The 19,375-nt window shown below is 73.1% G+C and carries 17 protein-coding genes and 3 pseudogenes; 10 read left to right on the top strand and 10 right to left on the bottom strand.

Going from position 1 to position 19,375, the window contains the following annotated elements; all coding sequences use genetic code 11:
- Positions 1 to 110 precede the first annotated feature (110 nt).
- Positions 111 to 1,115 (top strand): helix-turn-helix transcriptional regulator, encoded by a 1,005-nt coding sequence (locus tag ACGFZ2_RS04265; protein ID WP_393450019.1) that lies wholly within the window; start codon positions 111 to 113, stop codon positions 1,113 to 1,115.
- Between the two features lie 48 nt (positions 1,116 to 1,163).
- On the opposite strand, the gene ACGFZ2_RS04260 is transcribed toward ACGFZ2_RS04265, so the two are convergent.
- From ACGFZ2_RS04260 to ACGFZ2_RS04245, 4 genes are all read right to left on the bottom strand, one after another.
- The gene (locus ACGFZ2_RS04260; protein ID WP_393450016.1) at positions 1,164 to 1,595 is read right to left on the bottom strand and encodes an Hsp20/alpha crystallin family protein; all 432 of its coding nucleotides are present in this window, start codon (positions 1,593 to 1,595) and stop codon (positions 1,164 to 1,166) included.
- A 70-nt stretch (positions 1,596 to 1,665) separates the two neighbouring features.
- Positions 1,666 to 2,178: a GNAT family N-acetyltransferase gene (locus ACGFZ2_RS04255; protein WP_393450013.1), complete on the bottom strand. Its 513-nt coding sequence runs from the start codon at positions 2,176 to 2,178 to the stop codon at positions 1,666 to 1,668.
- An 83-nt stretch (positions 2,179 to 2,261) separates the two neighbouring features.
- Positions 2,262 to 2,780, bottom strand: coding sequence for a DUF2087 domain-containing protein (locus ACGFZ2_RS04250; protein ID WP_393450010.1), 519 nt, complete (start codon positions 2,778 to 2,780; stop codon positions 2,262 to 2,264).
- 56 nt (positions 2,781 to 2,836) lie between these two features.
- Positions 2,837 to 3,334: a MarR family winged helix-turn-helix transcriptional regulator gene (locus tag ACGFZ2_RS04245; protein ID WP_393261891.1), complete on the bottom strand. Its 498-nt coding sequence runs from the start codon at positions 3,332 to 3,334 to the stop codon at positions 2,837 to 2,839.
- A 68-nt stretch (positions 3,335 to 3,402) separates the two neighbouring features.
- Between ACGFZ2_RS04245 and ACGFZ2_RS04240 the strand changes: the two genes are divergently transcribed.
- Positions 3,403 to 4,623 (top strand): MFS transporter, encoded by a 1,221-nt coding sequence (locus ACGFZ2_RS04240; protein WP_393450007.1) that lies wholly within the window; start codon positions 3,403 to 3,405, stop codon positions 4,621 to 4,623.
- A gap of 4 nt (positions 4,624 to 4,627) precedes the next feature.
- Here the strand turns inward: ACGFZ2_RS04240 and ACGFZ2_RS04235 are convergent, their stop codons facing one another.
- The 3 genes from ACGFZ2_RS04235 to ACGFZ2_RS04225 are packed head-to-tail and all read right to left on the bottom strand — an operon-like array spanning position 4,628 to position 6,907.
- A complete protein-coding gene (locus ACGFZ2_RS04235; protein ID WP_393261895.1) occupies positions 4,628 to 5,023 on the bottom strand; it encodes a cupin domain-containing protein in 396 nt (131 codons plus the stop codon).
- A 55-nt stretch (positions 5,024 to 5,078) separates the two neighbouring features.
- Positions 5,079 to 5,711, bottom strand: coding sequence for a response regulator (locus ACGFZ2_RS04230; protein WP_393450004.1), 633 nt, complete (start codon positions 5,709 to 5,711; stop codon positions 5,079 to 5,081).
- Positions 5,708 to 6,907 carry a sensor histidine kinase gene (locus tag ACGFZ2_RS04225; RefSeq protein WP_393450001.1) on the bottom strand — a complete coding sequence of 400 codons (1,200 nt, stop codon included), beginning with the start codon at positions 6,905 to 6,907 and terminating at the stop codon, positions 5,708 to 5,710. The genes ACGFZ2_RS04230 and ACGFZ2_RS04225 overlap by 4 nt, the downstream gene beginning before the upstream one ends.
- A gap of 179 nt (positions 6,908 to 7,086) precedes the next feature.
- Between ACGFZ2_RS04225 and ACGFZ2_RS04220 the strand changes: the two genes are divergently transcribed.
- The 7 genes and pseudogenes from ACGFZ2_RS04220 to ACGFZ2_RS04190 form a co-directional block, all read left to right on the top strand.
- Complete coding sequence (locus tag ACGFZ2_RS04220; protein WP_393449998.1) at positions 7,087 to 8,157, top strand: ABC transporter permease; 1,071 nt, start codon at positions 7,087 to 7,089, stop codon at positions 8,155 to 8,157.
- Positions 8,154 to 8,834, top strand: coding sequence for an ABC transporter ATP-binding protein (locus tag ACGFZ2_RS04215; RefSeq protein ID WP_393449995.1), 681 nt, complete (start codon positions 8,154 to 8,156; stop codon positions 8,832 to 8,834). The genes ACGFZ2_RS04220 and ACGFZ2_RS04215 overlap by 4 nt, the downstream gene beginning before the upstream one ends.
- Positions 8,835 to 8,976: 142 nt before the next feature.
- Positions 8,977 to 10,530, top strand: a complete 1,554-nt coding sequence (locus ACGFZ2_RS04210; RefSeq protein ID WP_393449992.1) for an ArnT family glycosyltransferase — start codon at positions 8,977 to 8,979, stop codon at positions 10,528 to 10,530.
- Positions 10,531 to 10,669: 139 nt separating this feature from the next.
- Complete coding sequence (locus tag ACGFZ2_RS04205) at positions 10,670 to 12,130, top strand: hypothetical protein (RefSeq protein WP_393449989.1); 1,461 nt, start codon at positions 10,670 to 10,672, stop codon at positions 12,128 to 12,130.
- A gap of 150 nt (positions 12,131 to 12,280) precedes the next feature.
- On the top strand, positions 12,281 to 12,658 hold the full coding sequence (locus ACGFZ2_RS04200; RefSeq protein ID WP_393449986.1) for an SCP2 sterol-binding domain-containing protein: 378 nt from the start codon (positions 12,281 to 12,283) through the stop codon (positions 12,656 to 12,658).
- Positions 12,655 to 14,688, top strand: coding sequence for a glycogen debranching N-terminal domain-containing protein (locus ACGFZ2_RS04195; RefSeq protein ID WP_393449983.1), 2,034 nt, complete (start codon positions 12,655 to 12,657; stop codon positions 14,686 to 14,688). Before ACGFZ2_RS04200 ends, ACGFZ2_RS04195 begins: the two co-directional genes overlap by 4 nt.
- A 226-nt stretch (positions 14,689 to 14,914) precedes the next feature.
- Positions 14,915 to 15,649, top strand: a pseudogene (locus ACGFZ2_RS04190) (class I SAM-dependent methyltransferase); the annotation flags it as partial.
- A 232-nt stretch (positions 15,650 to 15,881) separates the two neighbouring features.
- On the opposite strand, the pseudogene ACGFZ2_RS04185 reads toward ACGFZ2_RS04190, so the two are convergent.
- Both ACGFZ2_RS04185 and ACGFZ2_RS04180 read right to left on the bottom strand, forming a co-directional pair.
- Positions 15,882 to 16,154: pseudogene (locus ACGFZ2_RS04185) on the bottom strand (endonuclease domain-containing protein); the annotation flags it as partial.
- Between the two features lie 75 nt (positions 16,155 to 16,229).
- Positions 16,230 to 16,517: pseudogene (locus ACGFZ2_RS04180) on the bottom strand (hypothetical protein); the annotation flags it as partial.
- Positions 16,518 to 16,963: 446 nt separating this feature from the next.
- Here ACGFZ2_RS04180 and rox point away from each other — a divergent pair.
- Entirely contained in the window at positions 16,964 to 18,388 is a 1,425-nt protein-coding gene (gene rox / locus ACGFZ2_RS04175; RefSeq protein ID WP_393450258.1) for a rifampin monooxygenase, read from the top strand.
- 182 nt (positions 18,389 to 18,570) lie between these two features.
- On the opposite strand, the gene ACGFZ2_RS04170 is transcribed toward rox, so the two are convergent.
- Complete coding sequence (locus tag ACGFZ2_RS04170) at positions 18,571 to 19,347, bottom strand: TioE family transcriptional regulator (RefSeq protein WP_393449980.1); 777 nt, start codon at positions 19,345 to 19,347, stop codon at positions 18,571 to 18,573.
- Between the last annotated feature and the right edge of the window lie 28 nt (positions 19,348 to 19,375).

Raw genomic sequence — 19,375 nt, 5'->3', positions numbered from 1 at the left:
CGCCTCGGCGAGCCAGGCGCCGTTGCATGGCCATCACGAGGGTGCCCCGCCACGGCTCGACCGCCCCCGGCGACCGGTCTGCCGCCGCCCGGGGGCGGTACGGTCGGGCGGTGCGCGCGAGTCGGCTGGTCTCCCTGCTGCTGCTCCTGCAGACCCGGGGTCGGATGACAGCCCCGGAGCTGGCCGAGGCCCTGGAGGTGTCGGTGCGCACCGTCTACCGGGACGTGGAGTCGCTCGGCGCCGCCGGGGTGCCGGTCTACGCCGATCGCGGCCCCGCCGGCGGCTACCGGCTGGTCGACGGCTACCGCACCCGCCTCACCGGGTTGACCGCTGGCGAGGCGGAGGCGCTGTCCCTGGCCGGCATGCCCGGCCCCGCCGCCGAGCTGGGCCTCGGGTCGGTGCTCGCCGCCGCCGAGCTGAAGCTGCGCGCCGCCCTGCCGGCGGAGCTGGCCGACCGGGGCGGCCGGATCCGGCAGCGGTTCCACCTCGACGCCCCCACCTGGTTCCGGGAGCCCGAACCCACGCCGCACCTGGCCGAGCTGGCCCGGGCGGTGTGGGAGGACCGGCGCGTCGAGGTGCGCTACCGACGGTGGAAGGCCCCGCGGGAGGTGACCCGGACGCTGGCCCCGCTGGGTGTGGTACTCAAGGCCGGCCGCTGGTACCTGGTGGCCGACGCGGACGGGCAGGTGCGCACCTACCGGGTCGCGGCGGTCCTGGCGCTGACCGTCCTCGACGAACGGTTCGACCGCCCGGACGGCTTCGACCTGGCCCGCTGCTGGCAGGAGCACGCCGACCGGTACGAGCGCGGCGTGTACCGGGACGAGGCCCGGGTGCGGATGACGACGGCCGCGCTGGAGCTGGCGGCGCACGTCCTGCCGCCGGCGATGAGCCGGGCGGCGCGGGCGGCGGCCTCCGAGCCGGACCCGGCCGGCTGGGTGCACACGGCGGTGCCGATCGAGTCGGTGAAGCACGGCCACGTGGAGCTGCTCAAGCTCGGCGCGCAGGTGGAGGTGCTCGCGCCGGCCGAGCTGCGCGACCGGCTCACCGCCACCGCGCACGCCCTGGCCGCGCTCTATCCGCCCGCGGCGCGCCGCCCGGCCTGTCCCGGGTCGTGACGCGGGGGCGGGGCGGCGCGCGCCGGCCGCCCCGCCCCCGGCGGATGCTCAGGCGTTGATCTGCTTGCGGCCGTTGCCGTCAGCGGTGGCGGTGATGGTGACGCGGCGGGGCTTGGCCCGCTCCGCCACCGGGATCCGCAGGGTCAGCACCCCGTTGTCGTAGCCGGCCTCGAGCTTGTCGGTGTCGAGGGTGTCGCCGAGGAACAGCCGCCGGGTGAAGGTGCCCATCGGGCGTTCGGCGGCGACGAGCTCGACGGTGTCGCCGGTGGGCCGGTGCCGTTGCGCGCGGACGGTCAGCACGTTGCGCTCCACCGTGCAGTCGATGCTGTCCGGGTCGACGCCGGGCAGGTCGAACGCCGCGTAGAACCAGTCACCGTCGCGGTAGGCGTCCAGCGGCATGACCGCGGGGCGCGCGGCGGTGCCGAAGAACTGCTCGGTGAGCCGGTCGATCTCACGGAACGGGTCGGTGCGCATCAACATGGTCCTGCCTCCTCGGTTCTCCTGGCCGAAGGTCCTAAGTTGAGTCCTGGTGACTCAACTTGCCACTTCTCTATTTAGCGCGTGGCGCGGACGTCGTCAACTGGAGGACCTTCTCGAACCAGTGCTCGGCGTAGACGCCGTCGTTGTACGCCGGGATCTCCCGGTAGCCGTGCCGGGCGTACAGGGCTCGGGCCTCGACGAGGTCGCTGCGGGTGTCCAGCCGGATCCGGGCGACGCCGGCGGCGCGGGCCCGTTCCTCGACGGCGGCGAGCAGGAACGCGCCACCGCCGCGACCGCGGTGCGCGGGACGCACGTACACCCGGGTCAGCTCCGCCCAGTCCGGCCGGAACCGCAGCCCGGCGCAGGCGGCCGGGCGTCCGTCGCGGTGGGCGACGAGGAGGAACCCGGTGGGGGCGGTCAGGTCGTGGCTCGGATCGTCGGCCATCGCCGCCGCGACCTCGCCCGGGCGGACCGGCCGGCCGTGGTAGCGGCGGACCATCTCCTCGTAGTACGCCTCGAGTAGGACCGCCGCGTCCGGGTGGTCGGGACGGGTCGGGGCCACGGTCCAGTCTGTCGTCGTCACCCGTCGATCATCACGGGCCGGGCAAGGGAATATCCGCCGCCACGGCGGGTGGTCCGGGGGCAGACGGTTCGCGGCGCGGACGATCAGCCGCCGATGCGCCAGTAGACGCCCTGCTCCCGGGCCAGCAACTGCTCGTCGACCAGGTACCGCCGCAGCGTCACGTGGTCGGAACCCCCGCCCTCGCACCACCGCCGCAGCACCTCGTCCACCGCCCGCTCCGGATAGCGCACCCCTGGCTCGAAGGACGTCGCGACGTGCGCCAGCAGCACCCGCCGCCGGCCGCGCTGCGCCGGCAACCCGACCAGGGCGCCGTCGCGCAGGAACGTGCGCAGCACCCGGTCCGCGGGCTCCCCCGCCGGTCGGGGCTCCGCCGGCGTGCGGGCGGCCTCCCGCAGCCGGTCGGCGTCCACCCGCAGCTCGCCGTCGTCGTCGGCCACCAGGCCGGCGTCGACGAGCCGCCGGACCGCGGTGACCACCTGCCGGGCGGGCAGCCCGGTGCGCTCGGCCACCGCCGGGGCGTCGGCGCCGCCCAGCACGATCGCCGCGAAGACCCGCCGTCGTACGTCGTCGGCGAGCGCTCCCGCCAGAGCCTGCGCTGTCATGCCGGTCACCCTGCCAGCCGGCGTACGCCCGCCGCCACGGCATTTCCGCCCGCTGGTCAGTCGCCCGGGGCCTCGGCGCGCAGCACGACCCGGCGCAGCAGGTCGGACAGCAGTCGCCGCTCGTCCGGGGCGAGGGCGGCCAGCAGCCGGTGCTCCTCGGCGCCTCCGACGTCCATGGCCCCCCGCCAGGCGGCCCGGCCCGCCTCGGTCAGCTCCACGTCGACCCGCCGCCGGTCGGTGGTGGACGGGATCCGGTGCACGAAGCCGCGCCGGACCAGCGCGTCGACGCGGGCGGTGACGGAGGCGGGAGCCATCGCCATGTCACGCGCCAGGTCCGACGGGGCGGCCCGGCCCCCTCGGCCGGCCAGGGCGTGCAGGGTGTCGTACTCGTGGCCCTGCAGGTCCAGGTCGACGAGGGTCCGCTCCTTGACCTCGCGCAGGTGCCGGGTGAGGAACTGCATCCGCGTCACCGCGCCTTCGACGTCGGGGTCGAGGGTCGGCAGGATCGGCAGCCAGCGCTCGACGTGGCGGTCGACGCGGTCGTGGTCGGTCATGGACCCACCCTATGTCGCCGCCAAAATATTCGTTGTCGAAAGATTCGATGTCGAAGTATGGTGGTGCGGTGACTCATCCCCTCCGCGTACGCCCGTTCCGGCTGCTCTTCCTCGGCCGCACCGTCTCCGCCGTCGGCGACGCCGTCGTGCCCGCCGCCCTGGCCCTGGCCGTGCTCCGCGCGACCGGCTCGACCGGTGCCCTCGCCCTCGTGCTGGCCTGCGCGATGGTGCCCCGCCTGCTCCTGCTGCCCCTCGGCGGCGTGCTCGCCGACCGACTCGACGCCCGCCGCGTCGCGATCCTCGCCGACCTCGTACGCTGCCTCGCGCAACTCGTCGTCGGCCTCGAACTCCTCGGCCAGGCGTCGCTCGGCGTGATCGCGGTGGCCGCCGCCGCCGGCGGCGCCGCCGGCGCGTTCGCCCTGCCCACCGCCTCGCCCCTGGTCGCCGGCACCGTCGACGCGACGCAACGGCAACAAGCCAACGCGCTGATGGGCGTCACCGCCAATGCCAGCCGCCTCGCCGGGCCCGCCCTCGCGGGCGCGCTGATCTGGGCCGCCGGCCCCGGCTGGGCGTTCGTCCTCGACGCCGCGACGTTCGCGCTCAGCGCGCTGCTGCTCGCGGTCGTCCGGGTCCGCCACGTCCCGATGCCGAAACGAAGCATCCTCGCCGACCTGACCCACGGCTGGCGGGAGGTCCGCAGCCGCGACTGGTTCTGGACCAGCCTGCTCGGCCACGGCGTCTGGAACGGCGCCGCCGCCGTCCTGACGACCCTCGGCCCGGCGGTCGCCGTGGGACGCCTCGGCGGCGAGGGCGTCTGGGTGCTGATGCTCCAGGCCGGCGCGGTGGGCATGCTCGTCGGCTCGCTGCTCGCCGCCCGGATCCGCCCCCGCCGCCCAGTGCTGGTGGCCAATCTCGGCCTCGCCAGCTACGCCGCGCCGCTGGCCCTGCTCGCCGTCGCCGCCCCCGCCCCGCTGGTCGTCGTCGCCTACGGCGTCGCGCTGACCGCCCTCGGCTACCTCAACCCCGTGTGGGAGACCGTCGTGCAGGGGCAGTTCCCGCCCCACGTCCTCGCCCGCGTCACCTCGTACGACTGGCTGGTCTCCCTCGGCGCGATGCCGCTGGGTTACGCCCTCGCGCCGATCGCGGCGCGGGCCTGGGGCGAGGGCATGCCGCTGCTCACGGCCGGCGCGCTGGTCCTCGTCGCCTGCGCCGGCACCGCCGCCGTGCCCGGCGTACGACGACTCACCACGGCACCGCGCGACGGCGCCCTCGCGACCGCCGCGCGGTGAACGGTCACAGCGGGTGACCCGTCGTGGCGTCCACGTGGTCGGGGACCGGGTCGTGCCGGTCCCCGACGCTGGAGGTGCCCGACGGCTCGAACATCAGGATCGACGCGCCACCCGGCGACGACGGGCGGTGCTCCACCCCGCGCGGCACCACGTGCACCGCGCCCCGGGGCAGCACCACCTCCCGCTCGGCGCCGCCGTCGCCGTCGCGCAGGGCGATGCGCAGCTCTCCCTCCAGCACCAGGAAGAACTCGTCGGTGTCGTCGTGCGCGTGCCAGACGTGCTCGCCGGCGACCTTCGCGATCCGCACGTCGTAGTCGTTGACCCGGGTGACGACGCGCGGGCTCCACAGCTCGGTGAAGCTGGCGAGCGCGCTCGCCAGCCCGATCGGCTCGTTTCTCACCCGGTCATCCTCGCGGCGGCGGCGACTCCTGTCATCCCCCGACGTCGCCCGCCGGTCAGCGGCGGATCAACCCGCGGGCCCGGGCGGCGGCGACGGCGGCGGTACGGGAGTCGACCCCGAGCTTGCCGTAGACGTGGACCAGGTGCGTCTTGACGGTGGCGTGGCTGACGTGCAGCCGCCTGCTGATCTGCTGGTTGGACAGCCCGTCGGCGACGAGCTGGAGGACCTCGGTCTCGCGACGGCTCAACGCGGTGCCCGGGGCACGCATCCGGTCCATCAGCCGGTGGGCGACCGCGGGGGCGAGAGCCGACCTGCCGGCGGCGGCGGCGCGCACCGCCGCGGCGAGCTCCTCGGGCGGGGCGTCCTTGAGCAGATACCCCGACGCGCCGGCCTCGACCGCGGCGAGGATGTCGGCGTCCGTGTCGTACGTGGTCAACACCAGCACGACCGGGCCGCCCGCGCGCGCGGTGATGGCGGCGGTGGCCTCGGCGCCGTGCATGCCCGCACCGAACTGCAGGTCCATCAGCACCACGTCCACCCGGTCCGGTTCGGCGAGCACGACGGCCTGCTCTGCGGTGGCGGCCTCGGCGACCACCTCGAGGTCGGGTTCGGTGGCGAGGACGGCGCGCAGGCCGGCCCGGACGACCGGGTGGTCGTCGGCCAGCAGCAGCCGGATCGGATCGCTCATGCGCCCACCGGTGCCCCGTCGTACGGGTGGGCGAAGGCGACGGTCAGCGCGGTGCCCCGGCCGGGCGTCGACTCCACGGTCAGCGTGCCACCCAGTTCCTCGGCCCGCGCCCGCATCGCCGCCAGCCCGAACCCGCCGTCACCGCGACCGGCGACGGCGCCGGGGTCGAAGCCACTGCCGTCGTCGACCACGGCCAGGACGACGCCGTCCTTTTGGTATCGCAGCGTCACCTCGACACGGGTCGCCCCGGCGTGGTGCACGACGTTGGCCAACGCGGACTGGGCGATGCGCAGCAGCGCCACCTCGTGGGGAGTCGGCAGGCGCACCGCCGTCCCGTCGAGGTCACAGTCCACCGCCAGCCCAGAGCGGGCGGCGGTCGTGGCGCACAGCCGCCGCAGCGCCGCCGGCAGCGAGCCGCCGTCGAGCCCGGGCGGCGCCAGGGCACGCACGAACCGACGGGCCTCCACCAGGTTGTCCTGCGCCGTCCGGCGGGCCTGCTCGACGTGGTCGCCGGCGACGTCCACCCGCTCCGGCAGGGCCCGCTGGGCGGCGCGCAGCAGCAGTTGGATGCTGGACAGCCCCTGCGCGAGGGTGTCGTGGATCTCGCGGGCCAGGCGTTCGCGTTCGGCCAGGACGCCGGCGGCGTGCTCGGCGGCGGCCAGCTCGCCGCGGGTGGCGGTCAGCTGCTCGATCAACCGCCGGCGGTGTTCGCTCTCCCGGTACAACGCCTGGTAGCCCAGCACCGTGCCGACGGAGACGGCGGCGCCGAGGACCGGCCCGAGCACCACGCCCGGTGTGACGGCCCCCTGGTGGGCGACCACGCCACCCACCGCCGCCGCCGTCGTCGCCGCCACCGCGACGATCCCCCACCGGACCGGCAGCAGGTGCAGGTGCAGCAGGAACAGGGGGAACGCGAGCCACACCCCGTCCGGGGTCAGGCCGAGCAGCACCAGCCACCCGACGGTCAGCGCCGCCAGCCACGCCGCCGCCGCGCGACGGGACCGGCGGACCGGCGGCAACGCGGCACCGACGGCGTAGCCGACGGCCAGCGCCGCCGACACGGCGAGCACGGCGGCGCGGTGCGGGGCCTGCCCTGCCAGGGCACGTCCGGCGACCACCACGAGCAGACCCCCGACCAGCAGGTGCAGGCAGACGCGCAGCACGCGCAGCGGCCGGGTGAGCGATTCCGGGTTCACGATGACTCCAGGCTAGGGCGTGCACGGCCGCCGCCATCAACCAAAGGGTTGATCCTGACGTGCGCACTTCGACGCCACCGGCACGATCCGCAGCGCGATGCCGACCGGCGTGGATCGGGCGAGGGTTGGTGCCGGGCCGCCACCGCGGCCCCGCCCACCAACGGAAGGTTGCTGCGCTCGTGTTCGTCGCGTGGAGAGATCTGCGGTTCGCCAAGGGCCGGTTCGCCCTGATGGGAACGGTCGTGACGCTGATGACGCTGCTGGTCGTCCTGCTGTCCGGCCTGACCGCCGGGTTGGGCCGGGACAGCACCTCGGCCATCACCGACCTGCCCGCCGACCACCTGGTGTTCTCCGCTCCGGCCGACGGGCAGAAGCTCTCCTTCACCGAGTCGACCGTCACCCGGGAGCAGTGGCTGCGCTGGCGGGCCGTCCCGGGGGTGCGCAGCGCCGCCCCCCTCGGCATCACCACCACCAGGGTCAGCGCTGGCGACCGCACCGCCGCGCTGTCCGCGTTCGGCGTCGCGCCCGACTCGCACCTGGCCCCCGGCGCCGTCGCCGCCGGGCAGGCCGTGCTGTCCGAGGGGGCGGCCGAGGCCCTGGCCGCCCGGCCGGGCCAGGACGTGGTCGTCGGCGGTCGGCGACTGACCGTCGCCGCGGTGGCCGGCGACGCCTCCCACAGCCACACCCCGGTCATCTGGACCGACCTGGCCGACTGGCAGCACCTGGCCCCCGGCGCCGCCGACGACTCCGCCACCGTCATCGCGCTGACCACCGCCCCCGACGCCGACCTGGCCGACGCCGACCGGCAGCTGGACACCCGCACCGTGACCCGTACGGCGGCGCTGTCCGCGATCGGCTCGCACACCGCCGAGAACGGCTCGCTCCAGCTCATGCGCGGCATGCTGTTCGCGATCTCCGCCCTGGTCATCGGCGCGTTCTTCACCGTGTGGACCATCCAACGCGGCCCCGACATCGCCGTGCTGAAGGCGCTCGGTGCCACCACCGGCCACCTGCTGCGCGACGCCCTCGGGCAGGCCCTGGCGCTGTTGCTCGCCGGCACGGCCGTCGGCACCGGGCTCGCCGTCGCGATCGGCGCCGCGGCGGCCGGCGCCGTGCCGTTCGCGCTCACCGCCGGATCCGTCCTGCTGCCGGCCGCCGTGACGATCACGCTCGGCGCGGCCGGCGCCGCCCTCTCCGTCCGCCGCATCACCTCCGTCGACCCGCTGACCGCCCTGGGGAGTGCCCGATGAGCCTCGACCTGTCCGACGTCACGCTGACCTACCCCGACGGGGACACCCGCCTGACCGCGCTCGACCGGGTCAGCCTGAGCGTGCCGGCCGGCACCACCACCGCCGTCATCGGCCCGTCCGGATCCGGCAAGTCCAGCCTGCTGGCGGTGGCCGCCACCCTGATCACCCCCGACTCGGGCCGGGTCGTCATCGCCGGCACCGACACCACCGGCCTCAGCCGTCGCCAGACGACCGCCCTGCGACGCGCGAAGGTCGGAATCGTCTTCCAGCAGCCCAACCTCATCGCCTCGCTGACCGCCGCCGAACAGTTGCAGGTGATCGCCCACCTCAGCGGCGGTTCCCGCCGCGCCGGACGCGACCGCGCCGCCCGGTTGCTGGCCGCGGTAGGGCTGACCGGGCAGGCCGACCGCCGCCCGCACCAGCTCTCCGGCGGGCAACGCCAGCGGGTCAACATCGCCCGCGCCCTGATGAACGACCCGGCGGTGCTGCTCGTCGACGAGCCCACCAGTGCGCTGGACCACGAGCGCGGCGCGGCGATCATCAACTTGCTCACCGAGCTCACCCGGCAGCGCGGCACCGCCACCGTCCTGGTCACCCACGACCGGGGGCATCTCGACCGCGTCGACGAGGTCGCCGAGATGGTCGACGGCCGACTGCGCGTCCCGACGCGGACCTGACCCACCGCGGGAAGCCGGCGCCGCCGGGGGCGGATGCGGACCGCCGAGCGGGTACGGCCGGGTTCGACGAGGGCACGGACCCACGCGGGATCCACCCCCGACGGGGCAGCGCGGGCCGGCCGTGCGGGGCGATGATGTGCGGATGGCCGATCCCGTCGCCGATGTCGCCGCCCGGACACCCCGCCGCGCGACGCCCGCGGACGACCGTCCCCGCCCACGTGGTCCCCAGGCCACCGGCCCCTGGGCGGTCGCGGCGGCCACGACGGCAGTGCTCCTTCTGCTCTCCGGCCGCTACGGCTACCACCGCGACGAGCTGTACTTCCTGCTCTGCGGCCAGCACCTCGACTGGGGCTACGTCGACCAGGGCCCCCTGGTCCCGGCGCTGGCCCGGCTGACGGACACGATCGCCCCGGGCAGCCTGGTGGCGCTGCGCACCCCGTCGGCGCTGATCGGCGGCGCGGCGGTCCTGCTGGTCGCCGCGATCGCCCGCGAGTTCGGCGCCGGGCGAGGCGCGCAGACCTACGCCGCGTTTCTCGCCGCGACCGCCGGCATCGTCCTCGCCGGCGGTCACCTGCTCAGCACCACCAGCGTCGACCTGCTGGTCTGGTTGGCGGCCGCGCTGGGCACGGTGCGGATGCTGCGCACCGGGGACAGCCGTTGGGCTCTTGGCGTCGGGCTCGCGCTCGGCGTCGGCATGCTCAACAAGCTGCTGCCGGCCCTGCTCGCCGTGGGCCTGCTGGCCGGGCTCCTGATCGCCGGGCCGCGGCCGCTGCTGCGCGACCGGTGGGTGCTCGCTGCCGCGGCCGTCTTCCTGCTGCTCGCCGCGCCGACCGTGGCATGGCAGGCGGCACACGACTTCCCGCAGCTGTCGGTGGCCGCCTCGATCGCCGGCGGCGACAGCTCCTACAGTGGCCGGCTCGACGCGCTCGTCCTCCAGGTCGCCATCATCAGCCCCTTCACGGTGCCGATCTGGGTCGCCGGGCTGGTGACGCTGCTGCGCCGGCCGGCCTGGCGGGCTTACCGGGCCGTCGGGTGGGCCTGGCTGGTGGTGGTCGCCATCGTGCTGCTCGCCGGCGGCAAGGGCTACTACGACGCCCCGCTGCTGCTGGTGCTCACCGCCGCCGGGGCGATCGTCACCGCCGGCTGGGCCGCCCGGGGTCGCGTGCTGCCGCGCCGGGCCCTGCTGACCGTGGGCGCCGTGCTGACCGCTGTCAGCAGCGCGGTGCTGCTGCTGCCGGTCCTGCCCGCCGACCGGCTGCCCGGCTTCGTCGTCGCGGCCAACTACGACGCCGGCGAGACCATCGGCTGGCCCGCCTTCGCCGACTCGCTCGCCACCGTCCACCGTGGCCTCCCCGCCGACCAGCGGCAGCGGGCCGTCATTCTCACCGCCAACTACGGCGAGGCCGGCGCCGTGGCCCGGTACGGCCCGGCGCGCGACCTGCCGCTCGCCTACTCCGGCCACAACAGCATGGCCGCCTTCGGCCGCCCGCCGGAGACCGCGGACGTGGTGCTCGCGGTCGGGTTCACGCGGCCGGACCGGCTGCGCAGCTGGTTCTCCGAGGTCACCCTCGCCGGCCGGGTGGACCAGCGGGTCGAGGTCGACAACGACGAGAACGGCGGGCCGATCTGGGTCTGCCGCGGCCTGCGGCGTCCCTGGGCCGCGATCTGGGACACCGAGGTACGCCACCGCGGCTGACCGGCGACCGGGGCCCGCTCCGGCGACTCACGGCCCGTACGCCCGCGTCGGGCCCGCTCTGCGCCGCGCAACCGGGTAGGGCAGAGTGGCACCCGACGACCGAGGACGGCCCGACGGGCCGGGCGGAAGGATGGTGGCCGTGGAGGGTCCGACCGGGGTGGTGTTCCCCAAGACCGACGCGGGGCGCAGCACCTCCGCGCTCGGGCGGGCCGTCGTCGCCGACGCGCTGCGTGCCGTCGACGCGGTCGGCGCGCGCTCGGCCGAACACGAGACGAACTGGCGGCACGGATACCTCGGGCACTTCCGGCGGCTCGTCGAGGCCGGACTACTCTCCCGCGACGCCGCGGTCACCATCGCCCGGGACGGGCTCGCCGCGCTGCACCGCCGGATGACCGTGGTCCGCGCCGACGGCACCGAGATCGGCCTCGGCGAGGTGTTCACCACCGCCACCGACGTCGCGCCGCTGCACACCGCGACGGTCGCCGGCACCGGTGAGGTCGAGCGCGAGCTGTCCCTGCCGTACCGGGGCCAGCGGCTGCGCGGCGACGACCTGCGCCGCCGGCTCGACGCCTGGGTCACCGCCGGCGTCGTCGAGCCGTCCTGCGCCGAGGCCGTACGCGCCGTCATGGCGAACCCCGACTGGCTCGACCTGCGCGACCAGCGCATCGTGGTGCTCGGCGCGGGCGCCGAGATGGGCCCGCTGCCGTCCGTGCTGCGCTGGGGCGGCGACGTGATCGCCGTCGACCTGCCGCGGCCGGAGATCTGGCGGCGGCTGCTGCACACGACGCGCCGCTGCGGCGGCCGGCTCCACCTGCCCGTGCCCGCCGGGACCGGCCCCGACGACGAGGCGCTGGCCGCCCGCGCCGGCGCCGACCTGCTGCACAACCTCCCGCAGGTGGCCGACTGGCTGCTCGGCGTCGACGGCCGGCTCGTGCTCGGCAACTACGTCTACGCCGACGGCGCGACCAACGTCCGGGTCGCCACGGCCGTCGACGCGCTCACGCTGCGGCTGCAGGACCGTCGCGACGACGTGGCGCTCGCCTTCCTGGCCACCCCCACCGACGTCTTCGCCGTCCCCGGCGACGCGGTACGCCACGCCGAACGGGGCTACGCGGCGCGCGGGATCGTCCGCCGGTCGCTGCGGGTCGCCTCCGGGGGCAGGCTCCTGCACCGCAACTACCCGCCGGGCGTCGACCCTGGCGTCAACGACAGCCTCGTCCCCCAGCAGGGGCCCAACTACGCGCTGGCGAAGCGGCTGCAACGGTGGCGGGCGACGGTGGCCCGTGACGCCGGGTCGACCGTGTCGTTCGCGGTGGCGCCACCCACCCGCACCCGCTCGGTGCTGCGCAACCGCGCGCTGGCCGCCGCGTACGCGGGCGCGCACCGGTTCGGCATCGAGGTGTTCGAGCCGGCCACCAGCAACACGCTGATGGCCGCGCTGCTGGTGCACGCCCTGCGCACCGGCGGGCCGTCGCTGCCGCACCCGTGGCAGGACGAGGCGTACGCCGCGGCGCACGGCGGCCTGTGGCGGGTGCCGTACGCCCCGCGCAGCGCCCTGGGCCTCGCTGTCCTGCTGGGCTTCGGGGGCGCGCGCCCCTGACCGCTTCCCGCGGCGGCCCACCGCTCCTGGAACCGCGACCGCGAGCGGCGCGGGGAAATCATCCGATCCGGGTGATGCGGCCATGCCTCGCTCCCGGTCAGGGTGGGTACGCGGCTCATCCTGGCTCGGCACCACCGGAGGGAGGCGGACGTGTCGGATCCCACCACGAGCTTCTTTCAAGCGCTCGCCCGTCGCGGCCACGAAACCCTCGTCGAGGAAGCCACCGCGACCATGCGGTTCGACCTCACGCACGAGCACGGCGTCGACCGCTGGTTCGTGGCGATCGAACAGGGCGATGTCCACGTTTCGCGGGATGGGGGCGAGGCCGACTGTGTCTTCTACGGCAGCCGGGCCACCTTCGACCGGATCATCGATGGCCAGTTACAGATATACCCTGCGTGGTTGCGCAACGAGGTCAGAACGGAGGGCGATGTCCGGCTGTTCCGCATCTTCAATCGGCTCCTACCGGCACCGCCCGGAGCCCGTCACCCTCGGGATTTCGGCCGTGAGCGGAGACGTGCGGCATGAGCGACGGTCTCGTCCGGCTGCTGGACGGCAACACGTTCGTGGTCAGCGAGGAGACGGGCGACATCGACGCGTCCCCCACCTTCCCGACCGGTTTCTTCTCGTTCGACACGCGTTTCCTGTCGAAATGGATCCTGTCCATCAACGACGAGCGAGTCAAGGCGCTCACCGTCGAGGAGGTCGAATTCTTCGAGAGTCGAATGGTCGTCGTCCCGGCCCTCCCCAATCCGCTCGTCGACGTCGGTGTTTCGGCCGTTCGCGACCGCTCCATCGGTGGAAGCTTCACCGAGCGGCTGACGGTGATCAACCACGAACCCGAGCCCGTCGACCTGCGGATCCGGATCGACGTCGAGAGCGACTTCGCCGACCTTTTCGAGATCAAGGACGTGCGGAACAAGTCCGGGACGTACTACACCCGGGTTGATGCCGGGTGCCTACGTCTCGGCTATCAGCGGGAGGGGTTCTGCCGGGAGACCCTGGTCTCGTCCACTGTGCCGGCCCGACTCGACGAGCAGGGGCTGACGTACCACGTTCGCCTCGGACCCCACGGTCAGTGGACCACCGAGCTGCACGTGCAGGCGCTGGGCCTGGGCGGGCGCGACCTTCGGGAGAGCCTGGAGGGCAGACCCGGTCGGGCCCGAGCGGAGATCCGGCAGGACCTGGCCGACTGGCTCGCGGAGGCACCCCGCCTCACCTGCGACTCCCCCACGTTGGCGATGACCTACCGGCGCAGCCTGGCCGACCTCTCCGCGCTGCGTTTCGCGCCGCTGACCGCCGGCGCACATGCCATCCCCGCCGCCGGCCTGCCGTGGTTCATGGCGATCTTCGGCCGGGACAGCATCCTCACCAGCATCCAGGCGCTGCCGTTCGCGCCCGACCTCGCCGCCACGACGCTACGCATGCTTGCCCTGAGGCAGGGTGTCGTCCTGCACGATTTCCGGGAGGAGGAACCGGGGAAGATCCTCCACGAGTTCCGGTACGGGGAGACGACCGCGTTCGAGGAGCAGCCCCATTCGCCGTACTACGGCAGCGCGGACGCGACGCCTCTCTACGTCATCCTGCTCGACGAGTACGAACGGTGGACCGGCGACTCCGCCACGGTTCGGCGTCTCGAACGTTCCGCGAGAGCCGCCCTGAACTGGATCGACGAGTACGGCGACATCATGGGCGACGGCTACGTCTGGTACCAGCGCCGCAACGAGCTCAACGGGCTGGAGAACCAGTGCTGGAAGGACTCCTGGGACTCGATCTCGTTCCGGGACGGCCGGCTGGCCGGCCTGCCCCGGGCGACGTGTGAACTACAGGGCTACGCCTACGACGCCAAGATCCGCGGCGCCCGCCTGGCCCGCCAGTTCTGGCACGACCCCGCGTACGCCGACCGCCTCGAACAACAGGCGGCCGAACTCAAGGAACGCTTCAACCGCGACTTCTGGGTCTCCGACGGCGAGTACTATGCCCTCGCCCTCGACGGCGACGGCCGCCAGGTCGACGCCCTCTCCTCCAACATCGGCCACCTCCTGTGGAGCGGCATTGTCGACGGATCCCGAGCTGGAAAGATCGCCGAACACCTGCTCGGCCCCCAACTGTTCTCCGGCTGGGGCGTACGCACCCTCGCGCAGGGGCAGGGACGCTACAACCCGATCGGCTACCACGTCGGCACCGTCTGGCCGTTCGACAACTCCTTCATCGCCTGGGGGCTACGCCGCTACGGCTTCCACCGGGAGGCCGGGCACATCGCCGAGGGAATCATCGACGCTGCGGAACACTTCGACGGGCGGCTGCCCGAGGCGTTCGGCGGCTACGAGCGGACGTTGACCAGATATCCCGTGCTGTACCCCACAGCGTGCAGCCCACAGGCGTGGTCCACCGGCACCCCCCTGTTGCTGCTGCGCACCATGCTCGGCATGGAGCCACGCGGCGAGCACCTGGTGACCAGACCGGCCGTGCCCCCGAGCATGGGCCGGATCGAACTGCTCCACATCCCCGGGCGGTGGGGCAGAGCCGGTGCCCTCGGACGCGCCCACCCGAATTGACCCTGACCCGCGGCAGGGCGCCCGCCGGGCCGCCGCCGACGACAACGCCCGTGGCGCTGGTCGACACCCGCTACGTCGGGCTCACTCGACGCGCTGTCCGACACGCAGGACGCTCAGGTGACGGCGTGCTGCCCGGCGTCTATCGCTCTCGATCCAGGGCGGCGAGGCCAGACCACGCGCGGCGTGGGATGGTGACAGTCAGGGGGGCAGCGACATGTCCAGCGGGCAGTTGTACGACACCATCGGAGCCACTTACACCGTGACGCGGCGCACCGAGCCGCGGATCGCCGCAAGGATCTGGGCCGCGCTCGGCGATGCGCGGACGGTACTGAATGTCGGGGCCGGCACCGGCTCCTACGAGCCCCCCGACCGTGACGTCACCGCGGTGGAACCGTCGGCGCTCATGCGGGCGCAGCGCCCCGCCGGCGCAGCGCCGTGCGTGGCCGCCGCGGCGGAGAGCCTCCCGTTCGAGGACCAGTCCTTCGACGCCGCGATGGCTGTTTCCACCGTTCACCACTGGCCGGACCCGATCGCCGGGCTGCGCGAGATGCGGCGCGTGGCCCGCCGCGTGGTGGTGTTCACGCATGACGCCAGTGACACCGGATGGCGCCGCCGGTTCTGGCTCACCCGCGACTACCTACCCGAGGTCGCAGACCTTCTCGCCGGCCGACCTTCGCTGACCGAGCAGGCCCGCGCGATCGGAGCCCGCGTGGAGCCGGTGCTCATTCCGTGGGACTGCGCCGACGGCCTCTTCGAGGCCTACTGGCGTCGGCCCGAGGCGTACCTGGATGATCACGTACGCCGCGGAGTATCGGTATGGGCCAGAGTCGGCACGGAGGCCGAGCAGCGGGCCGTGCGCAGCCTCCGTGCGGAACTTGTCTCAGGCCGGTGGGCCGAACGCAACCGCGACCTCGTCGCTCTCGACGCAGCAGAGCTCGGCCTTCGCCTGCTCGTAGCCTGAACCCCGCCGCAGACTGGCGGTCGGCTGGGTTTCGAGCCATGAGCGGGCTGCTGCACTGCAATGGCCGTCTTGCGTGGCACCTGCATCTGGCGGTCCTCGGGCGCCGAGTCGGCGGTCTGGTGCTGCGCCTGTCGCTGCGCGGGCCCAGCCGCGGATGCGGCCGGGGTGATGTCGGGGCCGAGGGCGGCGGCGATCTCGGCCGCCGTCCCCCAGTGCGTACCGCCCCGCCAGATCACGCTTCCATCGCTGGGCTCGATTCCGGCATGAGCGACGCGTCCCGTGCGAGGAGGTAGCGGGCAGCCGCCATGAGTTCCTCGGGCGAGTCCTGGAACGCGCCGAGGCCAACGTTGCACTCGGTGCAGAGCAGGCCGCGCACCCGCCGGGAGTCGGGGCAATGGTCCACGACGAGGCGGAACGGCTCGGAGTTCGGCGTCCCGTCAAGTCTTGGCCGGCCTCGGGACCTGACCCTTAGTTCGCTCTCGTGTTTGCCGCAGATGACGCACCGGTAGCCCTGGGCCTTCTGTTACACAAGAACAGTCATTATGATGTGCGTCCGGTTTGCCGGCCTTGTCCGCATGGATTATCGGATTGCCATTACCGATAATCCGATAATCCGACCCGGGCGGCTCTGCGACGGGCGCAGGCGCTCGACCTCGTCGGCGGTCTTGGTCCAGACGAACGGGCGTGGATTGCTGTTCCAGTCGGTGGTCCACGCCCGAATGTCGGCCTCGAGGCTCTGGACGCTTCTGTGGGCGCCGCGGCGGATCTTCTGTTGCGTAAGGTAGCCGAACCAGCGTTCGACCTGGTTGATCCATGAGGATCCGGTCGGGATGAAGTGCAGGTGGAAGCGTGGGTGCCGGGCGAGCCAGGCGCGGATGGTCGCGGTCCCGGTCCGCCTCGGGAGCAGCCAGGATCAGACCGTCGACCGTGACCGGAACCAGCCGGACCGCCACGCCGGATTCGCCCTGCAACCGCACTGGCCCGTTCGGAGTCGTGATCACGTGGCGGGGAAAGGACTGGACGGGATGATGCTCGGCTTGTAGCTTGCAATTGCCCGTGACACCGCCCGAGGAGGTGAGACCCCATGAACGCTGTATCGATGTGGGTGCTCCCCCTTCCCGTCACGGTCGGGCGATTGACGTAGGTGTCGCCGGGAGCGCCTTGCCAACAAGGCACTCCCGAAGGGCAAAACCGATGCACTCTTCGCAGTTCACCGCCGAGCCGTCGTCGACCGATACGGTCGAGCGCGACTCCACCGTGGGCGACGTCCCCGGACTCCCATCGCCGGCCGCCGGCGCCGATCGCGCGCCCCTCATGTTCGACGTGATCATTGCCGGGTGCGGGCCGACTGGTGCGGTGCTGGCCGCCGAACTGCGGCTGCACGACGTGCGGGTACTCGTCCTGGAGAAGGAAACCGAGCCCGTGTCGTTCGTCCGCATAGTCGGTCTGCATGTTCGCAGTGTCGAGCTGATGGCAATGCGCGGACTGCTGGAGCGCATTCTCGAACGCGGAAGACAGCGTCCGGCCGGCGGCTTCTTCGCCGCCATCAACAAACCCGCGCCCGAGGGCCTGGATTCCGCGCACGCCTATCTGCTGGGCATCCCGCAGCCGGTCATCGTTCACCTGCTCGAGGAGCATGCGATCGAACTGGGTGCGCAGGTCCGGCACGGTTGCGCGGTGGCCGACTTCGAGCAGGACGACGACGGTGTGACCGTCGAGCTGGCCGACGGGGAACAGCTGCGTTCGCGCTATCTCGTCGGCTGCGACGGCGGGCGCAGTACGGTGCGCAAACTGCTCGGCGTCGGCTTCCCCGGCGAGCCCTCGCGGACCGAGACGCTGATGGGCGAGATGGAAGTGGGGGTGCCGCAGGAGGAGATCGCCGCCAAGGTGACCGAAATCGGCGAGACCGACAAGCGATTCAGCCTCAGGTCCGCAGGTGTTGGGGTCTATCGCGTCGTAGTCCCTGCCGCGGGAGTCAGCGATCGTGCGGAACCGCCCACCCTCGAGGATTTCAAACAACAGCTGCGCGCCATCGCCGGAACCGATTTCGGCGTTCACTCCCCACGCTGGTTGTCCCGCTTCGGGGATGCCACCCGGCTAGCCGAACGTTATCGGGTCGGGCGGGTGCTGCTGGCCGGCGATGCGGCACACGTCCATCCACCCACCGGCGGACAGGGCCTCAACCTGGGCGTTCAGGACGCATTCAACCTCGGCTGGAAACTGGCCGCACAGATCCGCGGCTGGGCGCCGGAGACACTGCTGGACACCTACCAGGCCGAACGTCATCCGGTCGCCGAGGACGTGCTGGACAACACCCGCGCCCAGATGGAACTGTCGTCCACCGAACCGGGCCCGCAGGCCGTGCGCAGGCTGCTCACCGAACTGATGGACTTCGACGAGGTGAACCGCTATCTGATCGAGAAAATCACCGCGATCGGCATCCGCTACGACTTCGGCGCAGGCCCCGACCTGCTCGGCCGCCGCCTGCGCGACATCGACGTGAAACAGGGCCACCTCTACGGTCTGCTGCATCGCGGCCGCGGCCTGCTGCTGGACCGCACCGAACGCCTGACCGTCGGCGGCTGGTCGGACCGGGTCGATTACCTCGGCGATCCCACTGCGGGACTGGATGTTCCGTGCGTCCTGCTACGCCCCGACGGCCACGTCGCCTGGATCGGCGACGATCAGCAGGACCTGGACGACCACCTCTCCCGCTGGTTCGGTAAGCCCGCCAACTGATTACGCCTGCGCAACCGAAATGAAGCCGACGCTCCCGTCGGCTCTGCTGGGCTGCCGACGTGCGTTCGGTCATACCGCGTTCGAGGCCGCGCGTAATCGGCCTCGTGCAGGTAGGGAGAGGTCGTGTCACGAGCGAGCACCGGTCGGGTCCTTCGATCCGGCCGAGCGCCACGGCTACCGCGTCAACGATCCGGAACTGGTGGCAAGTCGGCCTGGCTCCGGGCGGGGTCCGGTCGGCAGCCGAGGTAGGCGTCCAGTGCTGCGGCACCGGTGAGCATGGCGCGGCTGCGGGCCGAGAGGCGGGCATGCCAGTCGCGCAACATCGATTCAAGGGGCGCGACGCCTCCGGCGGAGCGGACTTGAACGATCAGCGGGGCGATCTGCTCCAGCAGGTAGCCGCCTCGTCTGAGCTGGTGGACGAGTAGGGCGTCACGCACGTCGGCCGCGCTGTAGACCCGGTAGCCCGTCTGCGGGTCGCGGCGCGGTTGCACCAAGCCGGCGCGTTCCCATTTACGCAGGGTGGCTGGGCGGATGCCCAGCCTCCCCGCCAGGGGCCCGACGAACGTGTCGCCGCGTTCCTGCGGTACGGGACTGAGGTCACGAAGCGCGGCTTCGACGGCCTGGAGGGTGCGGCGGTCGTCGAGAAGCTGGGCGTGACTTTCGTCGACGAGCCGCAGCGCGTCCTCGGTCGCGTCCCGGTTGATCGCCTGCATGATCGCCGTGGCGGTCTGGTGGCCGTGCCCGGCCACGAGGGCGAGGAACGCGCGCAGGGCGTGCGCGTGCAGTGACGTGTAGGTGCGGTAGCCGTGCGGGGTGCGTTCGGCGCCCGGAAGGATGCCGGCCGCCTCGTAGTTCCTGATCGCCTGCGTGGACAGACCGTGCCGGCGCGCCAGGTCAACCGGCCTGAGCTGTCTGCCGTTTTGAGGGTTCTGCCGCACTGTCCTGCCGATGTCGCGCATAACTTTCAACCGTCGGTTCAACGATACC

Source organism: Micromonospora sp. NPDC048063 (assembly GCF_043202855.1).
Classification (GTDB): domain Bacteria; phylum Actinomycetota; class Actinomycetes; order Mycobacteriales; family Micromonosporaceae; genus Micromonospora.
The sequence above is the reverse complement of the archived record's forward strand: the minus strand, read 5'-3'. Positions and strand labels throughout refer to the sequence as shown.